This is a genomic window from Sphingobacterium sp. B29 (genome assembly GCF_001952815.1).
GTDB lineage: Bacteria > Bacteroidota > Bacteroidia > Sphingobacteriales > Sphingobacteriaceae > Sphingobacterium > Sphingobacterium siyangense.
The window spans coordinates 1,281,749-1,300,944 of the sequence record NZ_CP019158.1 but is presented as its reverse complement, the minus strand read 5'-3'; the positions used below and the strand labels follow the sequence as shown (position 1 = coordinate 1,300,944).

At 37.8% G+C, this 19,196-nt stretch carries 20 protein-coding genes; 7 read left to right on the top strand and 13 right to left on the bottom strand.

What is annotated here, in order from left to right:
- The first annotated feature begins 151 nt into the window (after positions 1-151).
- On the top strand, positions 152-1,540 hold the full coding sequence (gene lpdA / locus BV902_RS05470) for a dihydrolipoyl dehydrogenase (RefSeq protein ID WP_070560650.1): 1,389 nt from the start codon (positions 152-154) through the stop codon (positions 1,538-1,540).
- 80 nt (positions 1,541-1,620) lie between these two features.
- Here lpdA and BV902_RS05465 read toward each other — a convergent pair whose 3' ends face one another.
- From BV902_RS05465 to BV902_RS05450, 5 genes are all read right to left on the bottom strand, one after another.
- A complete protein-coding gene (locus BV902_RS05465) occupies positions 1,621-2,493 on the bottom strand; it encodes a LacI family DNA-binding transcriptional regulator (RefSeq protein WP_237241981.1) in 873 nt (290 codons plus the stop codon).
- Positions 2,471-2,626 carry a LacI family DNA-binding transcriptional regulator gene (locus BV902_RS27975; RefSeq protein ID WP_237241979.1) on the bottom strand — a complete coding sequence of 52 codons (156 nt, stop codon included), beginning with the start codon at positions 2,624-2,626 and terminating at the stop codon, positions 2,471-2,473. The genes BV902_RS05465 and BV902_RS27975 overlap by 23 nt, the downstream gene beginning before the upstream one ends.
- Positions 2,627-2,753: 127 nt before the next feature.
- Positions 2,754-3,284: a hypothetical protein gene (locus BV902_RS05460; protein ID WP_075991085.1), complete on the bottom strand. Its 531-nt coding sequence runs from the start codon at positions 3,282-3,284 to the stop codon at positions 2,754-2,756.
- An 88-nt stretch (positions 3,285-3,372) separates the two neighbouring features.
- Positions 3,373-3,852: a hypothetical protein gene (locus tag BV902_RS05455; protein WP_075991084.1), complete on the bottom strand. Its 480-nt coding sequence runs from the start codon at positions 3,850-3,852 to the stop codon at positions 3,373-3,375.
- 29 nt (positions 3,853-3,881) lie between these two features.
- A complete protein-coding gene (locus tag BV902_RS05450) occupies positions 3,882-4,532 on the bottom strand; it encodes an ABC transporter ATP-binding protein (RefSeq protein ID WP_172840750.1) in 651 nt (216 codons plus the stop codon).
- Between the two features lie 172 nt (positions 4,533-4,704).
- Between BV902_RS05450 and sucC the strand changes: the two genes are divergently transcribed.
- The 3 genes from sucC to BV902_RS05435 all read left to right on the top strand — a co-directional run bounded on the left by sucC (position 4,705) and on the right by BV902_RS05435 (position 8,435).
- Positions 4,705-5,898 carry an ADP-forming succinate--CoA ligase subunit beta gene (sucC, locus tag BV902_RS05445; protein ID WP_046674091.1) on the top strand — a complete coding sequence of 398 codons (1,194 nt, stop codon included), beginning with the start codon at positions 4,705-4,707 and terminating at the stop codon, positions 5,896-5,898.
- Positions 5,899-6,219: 321 nt separating this feature from the next.
- On the top strand, positions 6,220-7,665 hold the full coding sequence (gene asnS / locus BV902_RS05440; protein ID WP_075991082.1) for an asparagine--tRNA ligase: 1,446 nt from the start codon (positions 6,220-6,222) through the stop codon (positions 7,663-7,665).
- A 149-nt stretch (positions 7,666-7,814) separates the two neighbouring features.
- Positions 7,815-8,435: an L-threonylcarbamoyladenylate synthase gene (locus BV902_RS05435; RefSeq protein WP_075991081.1), complete on the top strand. Its 621-nt coding sequence runs from the start codon at positions 7,815-7,817 to the stop codon at positions 8,433-8,435.
- Between the two features lie 367 nt (positions 8,436-8,802).
- Here the strand turns inward: BV902_RS05435 and BV902_RS05430 are convergent, their stop codons facing one another.
- The 7 genes from BV902_RS05430 to tilS all read right to left on the bottom strand — a co-directional run bounded on the left by BV902_RS05430 (position 8,803) and on the right by tilS (position 13,907).
- The gene (locus BV902_RS05430; protein ID WP_075991080.1) at positions 8,803-9,237 is read right to left on the bottom strand and encodes an SRPBCC domain-containing protein; all 435 of its coding nucleotides are present in this window, start codon (positions 9,235-9,237) and stop codon (positions 8,803-8,805) included.
- 257 nt (positions 9,238-9,494) lie between these two features.
- Positions 9,495-10,058 carry a Crp/Fnr family transcriptional regulator gene (locus tag BV902_RS05425; RefSeq protein ID WP_075991079.1) on the bottom strand — a complete coding sequence of 188 codons (564 nt, stop codon included), beginning with the start codon at positions 10,056-10,058 and terminating at the stop codon, positions 9,495-9,497.
- 11 nt (positions 10,059-10,069) lie between these two features.
- Positions 10,070-10,396 (bottom strand): DUF721 domain-containing protein, encoded by a 327-nt coding sequence (locus BV902_RS05420; RefSeq protein ID WP_070560660.1) that lies wholly within the window; start codon positions 10,394-10,396, stop codon positions 10,070-10,072.
- Positions 10,389-11,492, bottom strand: a complete 1,104-nt coding sequence (gene recF, locus BV902_RS05415; protein WP_075991078.1) for a DNA replication/repair protein RecF — start codon at positions 11,490-11,492, stop codon at positions 10,389-10,391. Before recF ends, BV902_RS05420 begins: the two co-directional genes overlap by 8 nt.
- Positions 11,493-11,525: 33 nt before the next feature.
- A complete protein-coding gene (locus BV902_RS05410) occupies positions 11,526-11,846 on the bottom strand; it encodes a DUF4834 family protein (protein ID WP_075991077.1) in 321 nt (106 codons plus the stop codon).
- Positions 11,847-12,026: 180 nt separating this feature from the next.
- The gene (locus tag BV902_RS05405) at positions 12,027-12,431 is read right to left on the bottom strand and encodes a hypothetical protein (RefSeq protein ID WP_237241977.1); all 405 of its coding nucleotides are present in this window, start codon (positions 12,429-12,431) and stop codon (positions 12,027-12,029) included.
- Positions 12,432-12,575: 144 nt separating this feature from the next.
- Positions 12,576-13,907, bottom strand: a complete 1,332-nt coding sequence (gene tilS / locus BV902_RS05400; RefSeq protein WP_075991076.1) for a tRNA lysidine(34) synthetase TilS — start codon at positions 13,905-13,907, stop codon at positions 12,576-12,578.
- A gap of 54 nt (positions 13,908-13,961) precedes the next feature.
- Between tilS and BV902_RS05395 the strand changes: the two genes are divergently transcribed.
- Positions 13,962-16,535: an OstA-like protein gene (locus BV902_RS05395; RefSeq protein ID WP_075991075.1), complete on the top strand. Its 2,574-nt coding sequence runs from the start codon at positions 13,962-13,964 to the stop codon at positions 16,533-16,535.
- Positions 16,536-16,698: 163 nt separating this feature from the next.
- Here BV902_RS05395 and BV902_RS05390 read toward each other — a convergent pair whose 3' ends face one another.
- Positions 16,699-17,274 carry a non-canonical purine NTP diphosphatase gene (locus BV902_RS05390; RefSeq protein WP_075991074.1) on the bottom strand — a complete coding sequence of 192 codons (576 nt, stop codon included), beginning with the start codon at positions 17,272-17,274 and terminating at the stop codon, positions 16,699-16,701.
- A 205-nt stretch (positions 17,275-17,479) separates the two neighbouring features.
- Here BV902_RS05390 and BV902_RS05385 point away from each other — a divergent pair, with 205 nt between their 5' ends.
- Together BV902_RS05385 and BV902_RS05380 are read left to right on the top strand one after the other, a co-directional pair.
- Positions 17,480-18,091, top strand: coding sequence for a hypothetical protein (locus tag BV902_RS05385; RefSeq protein WP_075991073.1), 612 nt, complete (start codon positions 17,480-17,482; stop codon positions 18,089-18,091).
- 89 nt (positions 18,092-18,180) lie between these two features.
- Positions 18,181-19,188, top strand: coding sequence for an energy transducer TonB (locus BV902_RS05380; protein WP_075991072.1), 1,008 nt, complete (start codon positions 18,181-18,183; stop codon positions 19,186-19,188).
- Positions 19,189-19,196: the final 8 nt, after the last annotated feature.

Here is a 19,196-nt window from a genome sequence, read left to right as displayed (position 1 = left end):
TAGAAACAGCGACAGTGTTTTATCAGAAACCGCCAATTTTACAATAAATAGTTCATATTCATCAGAAAAAATGCGTACTTTTGAATGAATATATGCTTCACAGATTTTGTCATTTGAAGCTATAACACTCAACTACAGAATATTTATTTATATGAATTACGACATCATTGTAATCGGTAGTGGTCCAGGCGGGTATGTTGCTGCCATTAGAGCCGCTCAGTTAGGGTTCAAAACAGCGATTATTGAACGCGAATCATTAGGCGGAATCTGTCTAAACTGGGGCTGTATCCCTACAAAAGCATTATTGAAAAGTGCTCAGGTATTTGAATATTTAAACCATGCCGCTGATTACGGCATCAATGTTCAAGGTGGTGAGGCTGATTTTGACGCTATTGTCAAAAGAAGTCGCGGGGTTGCTGAAGGAATGAGTAAAGGTATTCAGTTCTTGATGAAAAAGAATAAAATCGACGTCATCAATGGAACTGCAAAAATTAAAAAAGGTGGTAAAATCGATGTAAAAGGAGCAGACGGTTCTACTAAAGAATATTCGGCAAAACATACCATCCTAGCGACTGGTGCACGTTCACGTGAATTGCCTAATTTACCTCAAGATGGTAAAAAAATCATCGGCTACCGTCAAGCAATGACACTTCCTAAACAACCAAAATCTTTAGTTGTTGTTGGCTCAGGTGCTATCGGTGTTGAGTTCGCTTATTTCTATAATGCAATCGGAACAAAAGTAACTATCGTAGAATTTATGGATAGAATCGTTCCTGTTGAAGATGAAGAAATTTCAAAACAATTAGAGAAAAGCTTAAAGAAACAAGGTATCACCATCTTAACGAAATCTGAAGTTCAATCCGTTGACACAACAGGTGAGTTGAGCAAAGTTTCTATCAAAACAGAAAAAGGTATTGAAGTTATCGAAGCAGAGATTGTATTATCGGCTGTTGGTATCGCTCCAAATATCGAAAATATTGGCTTGGAAGAGGTTGGTGTAAAAACTGATCGCGGCCGTGTTGTTGTAGATGATTTCTACAAAACAAACATCGAAGGTGTATATGCGATCGGTGACATTGTTAAAGGCCAAGCCTTGGCTCACGTTGCCTCAGCAGAAGGAATCACTTGTGTTGAAAAAATCAAAGGTCTACATGTTGAACCTATTGACTACAATAATATCCCTGGCTGTACATATTGTTCCCCAGAAATTGCTTCTGTAGGTTATACCGAAAAAGCGGCAAAAGAAGCCGGGTATGAAATTAAAGTTGGTAAATTCCCATTCTCAGCTTCAGGAAAAGCTTCAGCTGCTGGTGCGAAAGATGGCTTTGTTAAAGTTATCTTTGATGCTAAATATGGTGAGTTCCTAGGCGCACACCTTATCGGAGCCAATGTTACAGAAATGATTGCAGAAGTTGTTGTTGCCCGCAAACTGGAAACGACAGGTCATGAAATGATTAAAACCATCCATCCTCACCCAACAATGAGTGAAGCGATTATGGAAGCTTGTGCTGATGCTTACGGTGAAGTGATCCACTTGTAGTAGTAAAACAAAAAAACTAAAAAGGGGAAAATCTAACGATTTTCCCCTTTTTAGTTTTATGATCGAATGGTTAATAGCGATTACATAACCAATCGCGACTTAAAGACGATCTGTTGATCGACAATTTCGGTGTTGTCAATGCGTTCAAATAAAATTTCAGCCGCTTTACGCGCTTGCATTCCCGGAAATTGCTCTATGCGTCCCATTGGCGGATTTTCCATATATTGCCATAACGGATAGTTGGCATAACTAATAAAGAAAATATCTTGATTTAAGACAAGCCCCTTCTGTCTGGCCGCTTTCATCAAATCAAGTGTAACAAAGTCATTAAAAGATATAATTGCAGAAGGTCGCTCAGACATCGCAAATATACTATCCATAGCCTTTTCATTTCCTTCCGTACTCAGGTCTGTTTCGATGATATTCTTTTCTAGAATATCCATACCATTCCTTTTCATGGCGGATAGATAAGCTACTTTTCGATCTTCACTAGCCGGCAAGGTTTTCGGCCCATTTACAAGGGCAATAATTTTATGTCCACGCGCTACGAAAGCATCCACAGCTTCGTTCATACCCGTAGAAAGATCGCTTTGTACTTTATTGATATTGGGTAAACTAGGCACACAGTCAAAGAAGACAATCGGGATACCAGACGCTTCCAATTTCTCAATGAATTCTAAATTGGTCGTCTTTTTACCTATAGACATCAAAATCCCATCGACACGATGGTTTTTAAATGTTTTTAAGATCTGCTCTTCACGCTCGGGGTCATCCAGTGATTGTCCCATCAGCACAGTATATCGGTGTTCTGATGCAACATTTTCAATTTCGCTGATGGCGAAAGAAAAAAACGGTTCAGACAAACTCGGTAAGATAACAGCAATCGTAAATGTTTTACGCTGCTTGAAGAATATAGCCGTTTGATTGGGTTCATAATTCAATTCTTCGGCCATTTTTTTTTACGCGCATTGTTGTCACCAATCCAATACTAGGATGATCATTCAATGCTCTAGAAACTGTCGAAGGACTGATTTTCAGCTTCTTGGCAATTTCTTTAATCGTGGCAGGCTTGTTCACTTTATTCATAAATCCAAGGGCTTTATATAAAAATAGGGCTTTTATATCCCTAATCATAATTTTTTCTCAACAATATCGACAACGACTTTAATAACAATTATTGTTGGTAGATTCAACAAAGATACTGACTGTAAACTTAGTCTACAAATTGAATTGCGGTCGTGTCCACCGTAAACTCATTGGCGAGGAACTCCAATGGATCAATTCCCCTAAAAACAAGTTCATCCTTAAAGTAAACTTTTACAGCATCCCCATATTCACCCCAATCCACAAATTTGACTTTATTGAGTTGTTCTAGCGGATTTCCTTTCGTCAAAATACAAACATGTTTATCTGCGGCTTTTAACTGCCTAAACAGCGTAGTAATATGATCAAACAAATGTAACCGTAGCGGCAAAATTGCATTGACATGAAGCCGCTCAAAATTCTCCTTATATTTTTGATCAAATCCAAAGGTTTGCTGCGCATGTTCAAACAATAAATTCTCACCTTGATGCTCGAGGTGATTTTTCATAAATTGAACCAAATCAGCTTGAGCAGGAACAGTCTCTGTAAATTCTATAAAATTAGCAAAAAGATAATATACTTGAAGTAAGTAATCCTTTTTAGGAAAAACAACATCATCTAATTCAAAAACATATACCTTTTTTTCTTCTGGGAACATCATGATATGTAATGATATGTAAAAGCTTAAAATTTAAGGGCTGTGTCAACGGGGTTAAAACCTTAATGACACTAACCACAAAAATAAGATTCTATTTGGATAGACAGATTAATGCTAAATCCTCCCCGGAATCCGAAGCGACAAACAATCCATCCAGTGATCTTTCGAAAGTCGCTGAGTCCAATAAATCGTTGCCCTTTGACAGAAGTCTATAAGGCAAATCAGCTGGCGGATTTTCCATAACAGGAATAGTTTCAAGCAGATCTTTATCAGGGGCAAGAACTGAAATCTGATATTCCTCAAATAAAACTTTGGCTGCAGCCAATGGTTCCAGCTCAAAACCACCTAAAGGCAGCACATAATCAACCTGTTGGTCTAAACTTAATTTGAGTATCTCATGTGCAAAAGTAGGAAGAAGACCTTTTGGAATTTTGGCATATTTCCCTGAGGCTAAAAGCAATTCGGGAATATCTTCTGAACTTGCATATAATATTTCGAAATCAGCCCCAAGTCTTTTAGCGATACGCATCGCCAAAGGTCTGGTCCCGAAAGTTATGAGTATTTTCTTCATTAAAAATATAATTATAATCCGGATTACTGTTACACGACTAACCCATCGCGCATATGTATTGTTCGGTCCGAAATTCGGGCAAGTTCCTCATTATGGGTAACGATAATAAATGTCTGCTGAAATTTATGTCTAAGATCAAAAAACAACTGATGCAAAGCTGCTGCATTCTCTGAGTCAAGATTACCCGAAGGTTCATCTGCCAAAATAATGGAAGGATCATTGATCAGAGCACGAGCCACAGAAACACGCTGTTGTTCTCCGCCGGACATTTCAGCAGGCTTGTGATCAATACGATGAGAAACCCCTAATAGTTCAAGCAATTCTCTTGCTTTAGCTTCCGCCTCGGACCTCCCCTTTCCTTGAATAAAAGCTGGAATACACACGTTTTCCAAGGCTGTAAATTCAGGCAGCAAATGGTGAAATTGAAAAACAAAACCAATATGTTCATTTCGGAAAGCACTGAGCTTTTTAGCATTCAATTTCTGAACATCAACACAATTGATGAAAACCGCACCCTGATCAGGCTTATCCAAGGTACCAATGATGTGCAACAGTGTACTTTTACCAGCTCCTGAAGCACCAACAATACTGACGATTTCCCCTTTTTCAACAGCGATATCAACACCTTTCAAAATTGGTAATGACCCATAAGCTTTGTGAATTCCTTTGGCATGTAACATCATAGGACAAAGATAAATAAATTTACGATACCACGAGTTTGAATAAATAAGCTGTTATTTCTCTATTCCAGCCATTTTATTTTGTCTAAATGTCAAAAAATAGATAAAAGAGCAACTTATCCCTTGTCTTATCCCCCAAAAAATTATATTTTTACGCCAAATATTTTTGCAAATGAACATTCACGAATATCAAGGAAAGCAAATACTAAAGAGCTTTGGTGTGCGCGTACAGGAAGGTATCGTAGCAGATACTCCAGAGCAAGCTGTGGAAGCGGCCAAAAAAATGAAAGAAGACTACAACTCTGATTGGGTTGTTGTTAAAGCTCAAATTCACGCTGGTGGCCGTGGTAAAGGTGGTGGTGTCAAGTTAGCTAAGAACTTAGATGAAGTCAAACAAAGAGCAACTGACATCATTGGCATGCAATTAGTAACGCCTCAAACTGGACCTGAAGGTAAAAAAGTAAACAAAGTTTTGGTAGCTCAAGACGTTTATTATCCTGGCGAGAGCGAAACAAAAGAATTCTACATGTCTGTATTATTAGACCGTGCTAAGGGACGTAACATCGTTATGTACTCTACAGAAGGTGGTATGGACATCGAAGAAGTTGCGGAAAAAACACCACACTTGATTTTCAAAGAAGAAATCGATCCAAAAGTAGGCTTACAAGGATTCCAAGCACGTAAAATTGCTTTCAATCTTGGTCTTTCTGGTGCTGCACACAAAGAAATGGTGAAATTTGTTGCCGCTCTTTACAAAGCATACGATTCTACAGACTCTTCTATGTTTGAGATCAATCCGGTATTAAAAACTTCAGACGACAAGATCTTAGCAGTTGATGCGAAAGTAAATCTTGATGAGAATGCTTTATATCGTCACCCAGATTACGCTGCTATGCGTGACGTAACTGAGGAAGATCCAACGGAAGTTGAAGCTGGTGAATCAAACCTAAACTACGTTAAATTAGATGGTAACGTAGGTTGTATGGTAAATGGTGCTGGTTTAGCAATGGCTACAATGGATATCATCAAATTAGCTGGTGGTGAACCTGCAAATTTCTTGGACGTAGGTGGTACTGCAAATGCTGAAACTGTAAAAGCTGGTTTCAATATCATTTTAAAGGACCCTAACGTAAAAGCGATCTTAATTAATATCTTCGGTGGTATTGTTCGTTGTGACCGTGTTGCTCAAGGTGTAATTGACGCTTACAGCGAAATCGGTAACATCCCTGTTCCAATCATCGTTCGCCTTCAAGGTACGAATGCTGAAGAAGCGAAAAAATTAATTGATGAGTCCGGTTTACAAGTTTATTCTGCAATCTTATTGAAAGAAGCTGCTGAATTAGTAACGAAAGTATTGAAAGGATAATTCCTTTAATCATCATAACAAAAACGCGGACTATAACTAGTCCGCGTTTTTTGTTTCTAATCTTCGTATCGTTCGCCACACAAACAAAAAGTTCTCTTCTTAGCAAACCTATATTCCATAGCAAAACGAGCTGTGTGCCATTTCCCAATGTTTGAGTTTTCACCTGTCTTTATTTCAAAATATATTTTCCTTATGCAGGTTAACGAACCATCTTTAAGTGAATTAAATCAACATTTATAACCAATAAACCAACAGAATAGCTTATTTTTGTATTGCTTTTTTAACAAAGCATCTTTTACAAGTCAATCTCCAAAAATTAAGATGGAACACACAAGAATAAAGGAACTATTGAATGCCACAGAATTTGGCAAAGAGGTCGTTGTTAAAGGTTGGGTAAGAACTTTCCGCAACAATCAGTTTATAGCAATCAATGACGGTTCGTCAATCAATAATATTCAAGCAGTTGTCGATTTTGAAAATACACCTGAAGATATCTTAAAACGTATCACCACTGGAGCCGCAGTTCGCGTAAAAGGTCAATTGATAGAATCATTGGGTAAAGGGCAAAAAGTTGAGGTAAAAGCTACTGAAGTAAGTATTATTGGCGACTCTGACCCCGAAAAATATCCATTACAACCCAAAAAGCATAGCTTAGAATTTTTACGTGAAATTGCGCATTTGCGTTTCCGTACCGGAACATTCAATGCTGTATTCAAAGTGCGTAATGCTTTAGCATTTGCGGTACACAAGTTTTTTCAGGAAAACGACTTTGTCTACATGCATACACCAATTATCACAGGTTCGGATGCGGAAGGTGCTGGAGAAATGTTTCAGGTTACAACCCTAGATTTAAAAAACCCGCCACGCAAAGAAAATGGAGATATCGATTTCAAGGAAGACTTCTTTGGAAAATCGACGAACCTTACGGTATCGGGCCAATTGGAAGGTGAGCTTGGTGCCATGGCATTTGGAAACATCTATACGTTCGGTCCGACATTTAGAGCGGAAAACTCAAATACAACACGCCACTTAGCCGAATTTTGGATGATCGAACCCGAAATGGCTTTCTATGAATTAGAGGACAATATGGACTTGGCCGAAGCTTTGCTGAAATATGTGATTAAATATGCCTTGGAAACCTGCCCAGAAGAAATTGAGTTCTTAACCAATCGTTTGTTGGAGGAAGAGAAATCTAAGCCTGCTGCAGAACGCTCAGAATTAAATCTTATAGAGAAATTAAACTTCGTATTAACAAACGATTTTGAACGCGTTACCTATACCGATGCTGTTGAAATATTAAAGCGTAGCAAACCAAACCAAAAGAAACAATTCAAATATTTAATTGATGATTGGGGTGCTGATTTACAATCGGAACACGAACGCTATTTGGTTGAAAAACACTTCAAGAAACCTGTTATCTTAACAGACTATCCACGCGAAATCAAGTCCTTCTATATGAAGCAAAATGAGCCGGATGCGCAAGGAAGAAACACCGTACGTGCCATGGATATTCTTTTCCCAGGTATTGGTGAAATGGTCGGTGGTTCGCAACGTGAAGAAAATCTTGATCGTTTACTTGATCGTATGGCTGAAGTTGGTATTCCCGCAGAAGAAATGGAGTGGTTCTTGGATACACGCCGTTTTGGATCGGTACCGCATTCTGGATTTGGCGTAGGTTTTGAACGCCTCGTTTTATTCACGACAGGAATGACCAATATCCGCGACGTCATTCCATTCCCACGTACGCCGAAAAACGCAGAATTTTAATATAAAGAACAACAGCCAAAACAAAATATTTTGGCTGTTGTTCTTTTAGATATAGCGTATCTGAATGCAGATAATAACCATCGCCCTATTGACATCCTAAAACAGGGACTAAGATTAAACCCAATTCAGGTACTTAACAAAAATAGAAAATGCTAATTAAGATATATAACGACAATCCCAACCCCAAGGCAATAGAACAGGCGGTTGATATTCTTCGACGTGGTGGTGTAATCATCTACCCTACCGACACCGTATATGGTATTGGCTGTGATATCACGCAACAAAAAGCCATAGAACGAGTATGTGAAATTAGAGGGCTAAAACCAGAAAAGGCTAATCTATCATTTATATGCTATGATTTAACAGATATTTCGCAATACACAAAATCCTTCGATACCTCCGTTTTTCGGGTATTAAAAAAAGCATTACCCGGACCTTTTACTTTTATTTTTAATGCAACAACTAAAGTACCTAAGCTCCTAAGTTCCAAAAAGAAGACTGTGGGTATCCGTGTTCCAGACAATAATATTGTTCGTGAAATTGTCAAACAATTAGGCAACCCTATTGTGACAGCCTCCATTCACGATGAAGATGAAATTATTGAATATTCTACTGATCCCGAATTAATTCATGAAAAATACGAAGATCTAGTTGATGCTGTTATAGATGGCGGTTATGGCGATAATGTCGCATCTACCGTGGTCGATGTTACCGAAGGAACTTTTGATGTTATTCGTGAAGGAAAAGGTGATTTGGAGCAATTCCTATAAAAACCAACTTTCAATAGAAACTCCCCTTATTAACCTATTTGCAAAATTCCCGCCAGCAGCATTGTTGGTAATTTGTGCATAAACTACTCCCACCACCATACTTATCAACAAAACAATCCACTTATTAACACAATAAATGTTAATAAGTAGATTACCAACCTATAGGTATTAACATAAAATGTGCATAAGTAGCCATTTATCAACATCGAATTGTTAATAATGCAAACCGAAAAGATTCAAAAAAGTAACAAAATGTGCAAAACTAGGGGGTTATACACATAAAAATGTGTATAAGATAACATTCATCGACAAATTCGTTAAATATCGTGTTTATAAATAAACTATACTAACAGATCGCTGTGGAAAGTTAAGAACGATACTCCACTCGCCTTTTTATCGCTATGTTGAAAAGTTCAAATCCGCGCTTTGTTTCTATCAGTAGTTTTCCCAGAAAAGGAACCAACAATCCAGAAAAAAATTCGCCTTGGACAAACCTAACTTGTGAAGCTCCCACTTGTTCCAACCTAAAATAATGCTCGCCATCAAAAATACCTGGAAAGAATAAATCTCCTTTCCAGCGCAGCTCGATATGCTGTTCAATAGACAGGAATTTTGGATTCATCTTGATCTTGAATCCGTTTGGTTGTTCTAAAAGGACTTTGCAGCGTTTTCCGACTAGCGGTTGTTTTTCAAACTGCTTGATTGTTGGGCTCCATTGGGAATAAGCCTTAAATTCACTTAATACCTGCCAAACCTCTTCTGCTGTCGCATCAATGAGAATACTCGTTTCAATCTTTTTCATTTTGTACTTTTTATCGCTGAAACGACAAAATAGCTCAGGCTTCTTCACCTGTGTTCAAATAACGATAAAGCGTATGTGATGCTATTCTAGTTTCGTCTTAATTTCAAAATTATTACAACTGCAAACAAACTATTCCAAGCTTATTATGAACCGTATAAATACACAAAATTTTGGTTACGTGTTCGATTAAGCAAGCTGTTCGTTAACAGCTACAGGACAAAACTAGAAAAAGACAGGCAGCTCGCTCTTGACTTTTATCAAGAACTTATTTTTGTTCGAATACGACTCAAGGTTTCTGGGCTCATACCCAACACGGAGGCGATATATTGAAGGGGAACTTGTTGGAATAATAATTTATGTTGTTCAAAGTATTGGACATATCTTTCTTCCGCTGTTAGACAAATAAAATCCGAGATTCGATGCTCCATGGTACAAAAGCATTTTGCCCAAAAAGCCTTCTCAAATTTATTCCATTCCACAATTTCGGATTCCATTCGCTGGTAATCGGACTTTGACAAACGGTATACCGTACAATCGCTAACGCATTGGAAATTCCATATGGAAGCCCTGTCAAAAATGAAAGAAGCAAGATCTGTCACAAAATGATTCCTTGTACCTATCCATTGCGTAAACTCCCCTTTTTTTGACCAAGCATATTGACGGATTAATCCGGATTCTATCACAAACAGATTGGAAGAATAATCGCCCGCCTTGATCAGATATTCACCTCGTTTTAATTCAATACGCTCGAAGTTTGAGAAAAGTTTTAAGGCACTAGCCTCAGAAATAGGAAAAAAATCTTGAAAGAGTTGATCTAACATGAAAGGAGGTTTTATAAAATCACGACTTCTTCAATAATGACGTGACCTACATATTCATTTACCCTTCCTAAAATTTGTCTTCGCATAAGCGCCAATTCATTCTTAATCACAGCAGACTCCACACGTACGAACAATTTTTTATCACGAACATATAGTTGCTGTGTGCGATTAGCGATAGCTTTACCAATCAATTGAGGCCAAACAGATGCGATCGAAGTCTCATCAAATTTTCTTCGTAGTTTATAAGCCTCAAGAAGACGCTCAACCCCCTCCTTAATTGTCATATCGTCGCTTGACCGAATGAATTCCAGGCTTTTTTTAGTTTGCTTCTTATACATTGACTTGTCCTCCTTCAATATCAAATATACGAACAGGTCGGCTGATTTCGTCAAAGATTCGCTGAATTCTCACGGAATCCGTATCTGTCAGGAAAATCTGTCCAAAATCATCTTCTGAAACCATCTGCATCAATTTATGTGTACGGCGATCATCAAGTTTATCAAAGATGTCATCCAAAAGAAGTAGGGGCTTAAAACCCTTTTTCTGCTGGAGATAAGAATATTGTGCAAGCTTCAGGGCAATTAGAAAAGATTTTTGTTGGCCCTGAGAACCAAACTTCTTTAAGGGCATTCCACCGTGAATGGTAAAGATCAGATCATCTTTATGTATTCCTTGCGTTGTGCGTTCCAGCATACGGTCACGTTCCAAATTCTTCTCCAAAATATTTAGAAAAGAATCTGTCATTAAAGGCGATTCATAGTGTAATTGAACAGACTCTGCATCCTCGGTGAGGAACTGATAGTGTCGGTCAAACTCCGGCTGAAACTCCTCCATAAAAGACCTTCTTTTTTGAAAAATAATATTTCCAACTTCTTCAAGTTGAAAATTGAGAATTTCGATTAGGCCAAGATCCAATACACTGGTTTGACGTGCTTGTTTAAGGAGACTGTTACGTTGGGCTAAAAACTTATTATAAATAATCAGGGTATCTAAATATTTATTATCTGTTTGGGAAATCACATTATCCACAAACTTTCTACGCTCTTCACTCCCATCTGTGACGATGATGCTATCGTTTGGGGATACCATGACCAAAGGAAATAAGCCAATATGATCAGCCAGTCGCGGGTAATCCTTCTTATTTTTTTTAAATTGCTTTTTCTGATTCTTTTTAAGGCTACAAGAAATGAAATCACTAATGGATTCTTTATCAAATTCACCCTGTACCATAAACCAGTCATTGCCTGATTTGATATGCTGCGAATCAATTGGATTGAAATAACTTTTACAGAGTGATAAATAGTGAATCGCATCCAAAAGATTGGTTTTACCAACACCATTATTCCCTGTAAACGCATTTACCTCGGGGAGAAATTCCAAAGATGATTCCGAGTAATTCTTGAAATTTAGAACAGAAAGTTGCTTCAGCCACATAGCACAAAGATACGCTATTTGGATTGCTAAAAATTATTTTATTTCCTCAAAATCCACAAACTCACCAGCGGTTTCAGTCCCTTTGCGTTCAGGGCTTTCTTTCGGTGGAATGTAATCGACATGTACCTTACCTTCGGGCTGAGACCTTTTATTTTCCTGTTGCCCTTGACCATTAAATTCATAATAAAAGGTACCGCCTGATCCTTGGCTACCGTATGCTCCACCCTGCTGCTGCGCTTTTTTCATCAACTTTTCAGCTGCTTTACGCATTGCAAATGGTAAAAATAATCTAAATAAAAATCTTACTACAAAGTAAACAGCGAATGTAATAAGTATAAATTTTAAAAATGCCATAGTTAATCCGTTGCTATTTTATCAAATTTAACCAATAACTCGATAAACTGTTGTCTTTAAAATGTCAGATAAGAATTTATTAACAAATTTTAAGACTTTCCTAATCGCGCTTTTGTTTCCATAATAATTCGATAGAGCTCTTCCTGGCGCTGTGTACCCAACACGTAGGTAAGACCATCTTTATCCGTTAAAAAAAACAGCATTTTTGCCTCCAGCGAAAAATTTAATCTTTCCTTTAGTGTGCAGATTATAAACAGGATTATTGAAAAAGAATGTACTGTAAGGCGCCTTTTCTATTTTTGTAATGGAGGCAAGATCGATCTTGACGACTCGAGTAGACCATAGTCCACTAATAAGTATATGGTCTTGAAATACTTCCGTACGAAATAATACCATATACATCATGACAATAGATGTGATGATAATCCCCACTCCTACAATAAAGAACAATTGGCTCGATATCAAATGGTCTAAATTCAAATAAAATGCCGTAAAACAAAAAAGTACGAGCACTAAACGCACGCTGATCCAAACACGGTCACGACCTAGATATTGATTTTCCGAATAGAGTACACCTTCTTTCATTTACTTAAGATTTAGCTATTAATTTGGAGACTTCGCACCATTGTCTCTTACTATTTGAACTCCTCATTAGTATCATTTTTGCTTCTATGGATTTTGTATCATTCAGGATCCTTCCATGATTTTTAGCAGCAACAATTTTTCTTGCTAATCAGTTCTGCAAACTAAAGTAAGGACTTTTTTTGTATTGGCGGTAATTTTATAACGATTGTCCATGCGATAATTGGCTACCCAAAGGATATCTCCATTTCCATTCACCACGATCGGGATATTTTCCTTTTCAAATAAGCTGATCTTCTTATTGATAAAAAAATCACTCAACTTCTTGCGCCCTTCCATACCTAAAGGATAGAAGCTATCGCCAACTTTCCATGATCGAATCGTGAGCGGGAAAACTAATACATCATAATCCAGCTTTGCAACCTCACTCGCTTTGACAATAGCTAGATCCGCAGAAACATTGGCATGAAAACAATAGTGTTTCCACTCCACAGTTGAAGTTTCGGAAGTGATTAAAGCCTCATCGGGTGAAATAAATTCCTTTTCACGAATAAAAAGTTCATTTCTATCCAGGAGCATATGGTAGGCATCGGATTGAAAAATACGTCCAGACTCTCTTGACCAAGCTTGTTGAAGATCACTTAGTACCGGCTTTGAGAAATTAAAAGCCGAAAACAACTCATAGAGCAAAGGCAGATTATCTATATAGGGTTCCAGATCTTCCTTCCGAACTCCCCATCCTTCGTCAATAGGGTAAAACAGCTTTCTCCGAATGGGCTCCACAAATTGCTGCAACAGCTGGTAAGATTCCTTAAAATGATTGATATTCTGCTCGAAGACCATCTCAAAATCTGGCTGAAGTTTTTTAAAATGTGGGATGATATCAATCCTTATTTTATTACGTGCATATTTTGTTGAAAAGTTGGATTGATCGTCTCGATAAGCAATCCCATACATATTCACGAAATGTTCAATTTCGCTAGCCTTCAGAAAAAGTAGTGGTCGGATGATGCGCTCTCTGATAGGGAAAATACCCTGGAGGCCTTGGAGACCGGTTCCACGTGAAAGGTTCAGGAGTACCGTTTCGATATGATCGTTCAGATGCTGAGCTACTGCAATTCGGTCGAACTGCAGCTCATGTCGCAATTTCTCAAACCAAGCATAACGAAGTTCGCGTGCCGCCATTTGAATCGAAATCTGATGGTCCTTTGCGTAAGCTTGTGTATCAAAGTGCTTCACGTATATTGGCACATTATTTTCCGCTGCAAATTTTCTGACTAGAGCTTCATCCTCTTCTGATTCCGCTCCCCTTAATTGAAAATTGCAATGTGCAAGAGCAATCGTATACCCTGCTTTTGCAAATAAATGTGCCATTAACATCGAGTCCTTTCCTCCACTTACCGTAAGCAATATTTTATCATGAGGCATCAACAAATGCTCCTTTTCAATATAGCCCATTAGTCTTTCCAGCACATTCATATAACAAAGTTACGGTATATTTTGTCCGAATGATAAATTCAAGTCTTAAAATTTGTGAAATCCAGTGAAGTAGCAATTAAAATCCATATTTTTGCCCTTGTGAAACAATACATTTATACACTTTTTGTATTTATTTTAACTGGCTTGTCGGTCCAAGCGCAGAAACAGGATGAACTAAAGCTTCTTTCATCATCCCATATTATTACTGGAAAAGACGGCAATATCCTCTTTTACCGCCCAGTCTATGAACATGTAGGCTCAACGCTATCATCAGATAGTGGCTATTTACACAAAGACAACATTGGGAGACAATTTTTTGAAGCCTTTGGAAATGTAATCATTACTCAACCCGACGGTACGCAGATTTTTTCCAATAAATTGCATTATGAAGCCGCCATGCAGCTCGCTACACTTACGGGCGCTGTACGAATGGTCAGCACCAATGGCTCTATACTGACAACCGATCACCTTGTCTATAATATGCGAAGTAAAATCGGTAATTATTACAGTGGTGGGCGTATTCTATCAGGAAGTGATACAATTACAAGCCAGCGAGCTACTTATTTCGAAAATACAGGGGAATCTTATTTCAATCAAAAAGTTGTGGTCCGATCAACCAATGTAAAAGTCTACACGGACTCCATGAAATATAATGGTAATACTCGCATTACTGATTTCTATGGGCCTACCAATATCAAGGGAAATAAAGGGGAAAACCTGTATACTGAAAAAGGCCGATACCATATGGCAACGGGCCAGGCTTATTTCTCTAAAAACAACCTCTACACAGAAGGGACAAAGTTTCTTAAGGGAGACAGCCTATTCTACGATAGACAAGTGGGAATCGGTAAAGCCGTAAAAAATGTGGTCTTTGTTGATACCTTAGACAAATTTTACGCCTATGGTGGATTTGGTTTGTACAACGGGAAAAACGAATCCATTACGATGACAGACAAACCCCTGATCATTTCGGTTGTCAAAAAAGATTCAACACAAAAAGATTCTGTATCTTCTTTGTCTCCTGTCCAACAAAAATCGGAGAAAGAGCTAAAAAATGAAGCTAAAGAATTGAAGAAGATTGAAAAAGAACAACACAAAGATGACCTCAGATCAAATAAAACTACATCGCAAGTTGCTCTAGAAGAAAAGGAACATCCAGGTAAAAATATCAAAAGCGGCAATAATAAGCCACTTAAGGATGATTCACAGGTAGATTCTGTTTTTATGACAGCCGACACGCTCTTCTCACAGATGATATTTCGCCGGGATTATATTGCAAGAGATTTTAAATTGAATCGTGAAGGTGGGGCTATTGAGGATGACAATGAGGTCGATTATGGTGATCAGGATTCCAGCTCAACAACAGTTGATTCCACGGGTACATTAGAAAACATAAAAGATGACCTTCACAAGGGAATAGACAGTTTGCCTAAAAAAGACAGCAGCAAACCGGTTCTTGAAAAGAGCATTAAAAAAGTACAAGATACACTTACAAATAAGAAACCGATTGCAGCAAAGAAAACACCAGCTATTGTCGGTGATCAAAACAAGATAGAAATTGAAAAAAATCTCAAGGCTGATAGTGTATTGCGTAAAAAAGCGATCATCCCGAAAGGCGGTGAATCCGATAAACTGATGGGAGCAGCTTTAAAAAATGCCCAACAGGGTAAACGGGATTCTCTCGCCCAGGATACGGCCAAAACACGGATTATAAAGGCATACTATAATGCCCGATTATTTAAATCGGACTTGCAAGCAGTAGCGGATTCTATGTATTATGGTATGCAAGATTCCATGTTCAGACTGATGGGGAAACCAATGATGTGGGCTGAAAACTCACAAATATCCGGAGATACCATATTCCTACAGGTAAAGAATCAAAAATTGGACAATTCACTACTTGTCGGTAACGCTTTCATGGTAAACGCAACAAGTGACTCATTGAAATTCAATCAGATTAAAGGTCGGAAGATTACCAGCTTTTTCACCAATAACCGTATGGAACGTCTGTTTGTTGATGGCAACGCTGAAAATATATTCTACAATATTGATGAAAAGACCAATGTAACTACTGAGCTTATCCATGATCGAAGCAGTCGTTTCAAGATCTTGATGGAAGATAATAAGCTGAAGGAATATGTATCTATTCGGAAAGTGGATGGCAAAGTCTATCCTATTGCTGAAGTCACGGCCGACAAGGAGTTTCTTCCGAATTTCACTTGGCGCCCCGAAGATCGACCTAAATCAAAAGATGATTTATTAAATCGAAAAAGGGATCTTTCAAAAGCGTCATTTACGGTTCCAGCGGCACCAGAAGGTGAAGAATCTGGAACAATGAAGTCTATTAAGAAAGGCGATAAAACAACTACCCCCCAAAAAGGTGCCACCAAGAAAGCTGGTGCTAACGAAACGCTCGAGAAAGAAAAAGAGGTAGACGCTACAAACAATAAATCAAGCGCTGTCACCAAAACAGCCAAGCCATCTGAAACAACGACTAAAGCCAACGCTACAAAAACAAATGTAAAGACCGCAACCGACAAAGTTGCTGCAAAGTCCGACTCAACAACTAATAAATCGACGATAATACCTGCACAAGATAGTACACAGACAAAAGTAAAAGCCAAATAACCGGCCAATACTGAGTCGCATAAAAAAGCAGCGCAAAACAAATTGTTTTGCGCTGCTTTTTTGTATTTAAGGCTATCTGCTGATCCTATCAGATGTGCTCATTCCCTACCTCAGATAAATGGAAATTTCTATTTTACAACTCAAATGAGTTCCTTAATATAACCTATTTTGTTTTTAGGTATTCAGCAAGTTTACCGACAGCAATCGCGCGATGGCTTATGCTGTTTTTTTCCAGGGCAGTCATCTCCGCAAAAGTTTTATCATAGCCATTCGGAATAAAAATGGGATCATAACCAAAACCATCAATACCCTTACGTTCTTCAATAATTTTCCCCTCGATACTTCCTTCAAAAAAGTGCTGTTGCTCATTCAAATATAATGAAATAACTGTTTTGAATCGCGCTGTACGATTGGGGTTATCGCCTAAATTTTCCAGGACAAGATCAATATTCTTTTCCATATCCCTCGATCCGGAATAACGTGCTGAATAAACTCCAGGCTCGCCATTTAATGCATCAATTTCCAAGCCTGAATCATCTCCAAAACAGTAAAGACCATATTTGTTCACCAAATAGTCCGTTTTCTGCTGGGCATTTTCTTCAAAGGTCGCTCCCGTCTCTGGAATATCATCCTGACAGTCAATATCGTTTAAACTTTTAATGACAAAAGCATCCCCCACGATCGCTTGGACCTCTTCTAGTTTATGGGCATTATTGGTTGCAAACACTAGTTCTAGCATCTTCTTGAAAATAAAGTAAAATCCAAAAGTAAGAAATACTTACGACACTATGCTATTTATACCTCCCTCCCGAAAAACTCCATCAACTCCTTAATAAAAAATTACAACACGTATTCAGATCCGGCTTCAAATTACTTCGTAATACACATTTGGTAAGAAAAGAATTTTTAATTTATATTTACGCATTATTAACCCACTAACAAAAATGAAAAGTTTAAATGTTGCAATTAAATTAATGCTACTTGTATTGATGGCTATCCCTGCGGTTTCTATCGCACAAAGCTTAAAAGTTCTATCCGGAAATTTTAATTTTTTACAAGATCAGAAAGAGCTAAATGTTCAATTTGATTATACCCCATTAACGTTTTACAATGAGAAAATCACAGAGGAAGAATATGTCAAAAGAAGGGTAAAGGAGATTTCCGACAGCAAAGGAAAAATGGAAGGAGAAATCTGGAAATCCGATTGGGAACAATCAAAAGCAAATGATTTTCAGAATAAATTCATCTCTTTACTGAACAGAAATGTGAATATCGAAAGCAGCAAAAATCCAAATGCGAAATATACACTTATTGTGCAATCCATATGGATTTACCCAGGCTGGTATGCTGGCGTAATGGCACAGGCAGCCAAAGTGAGTACAGTTCTTAAATTTGTTGAAACAGAAAATCCATCGCATGTATTGCTGGAAATAAATAGTGAAAAAGCTCCTGGAAGTGCTTATGGTGGTGTTGCAAACAACAACGATAGAATGGCAGAAGGTTATGCCAAGACAGGTAAATCGCTAGGAAAATTAATCGCAAAGAAGATTAAATAGTACATGTTACATGCGGGCGTGAGCTACGGCTTGCCCCCGTTTGATTTGCTTAGTTTTAAAATAACTTCTGGATATTAAATATCTTATTTATGAAAAGAGTCTTATTACAATTATTATGTTTATTGCTGTTTGGAATTAGCAGGGCCAACGCCCAATATTATTTGGACGAAACCGGAAATCATACAACAGATATGAACAAAGCCTATTATTCAAGGAAAGTTACTCCCGAATTTAAAGATGGTAAACAGCAATATATTGTTTTGGAAAAATTTGTTAGCAATGATAAAGTCAAAACAAGCGGAATATCGTTGTCCGGTAAGGCACCCTATAATTATATCGGGCATAAAGAGACCTACTACCCAGATGGCATGCCTAAAAGCAAAGAAACATTTAATGCTAAAGGATATTTGATCGATACGGCTTACTATTATTATCCATCTGGAAAAATCCACTTAATAACACTTAATAATGGAACCAATAACATAACTTGGCAATATAATAGTACCACACAATATCTAGCCTATTTTGATTCTTTAGGAATAAGAAAAATTGAAAATGGGAATGGGATTATACATTTTAAAACCGGATTTAAAAATGATTTTGAGGAAGGCCCTTTAGTTAATAACAAGCGTGAAGGTGAATGGCAAGGAAAGAGTACTGATATTATCCCACATACATTCAAAGAATACTATAAAGATGATAATCTGTTATATGGCGAAATGACCAAAAACGATGGAACTATATCACGTTACGATTCTACGAATTATAATATTGATCCGACCTATTCTGAAGGAATAGGGAAGTTAATGCAATTTATCTCAAATAATTATAATTGTCCATCAAAAGCTTTAAAAGCTGGTGCAAGTGGCACAATCCTTATTGGCTTTTTTATTGAAAAGGATGGTAGTTTATCTGATTTTAGGATCTTTCAGGACCTCGGATTTGGCACTGGAGATGCGGGAATAGCTGTCATCAAAAAATCGAAGAAATGGATCCCAAGGGTATATAAAGGCGAATCCGTTCGTGTTGCATACATGTTACCTATTCGGCTTAACCTGCAGAAAGATTCAAGAACCGTCGCAAAAGTTGGAAGTTAATCCCATTT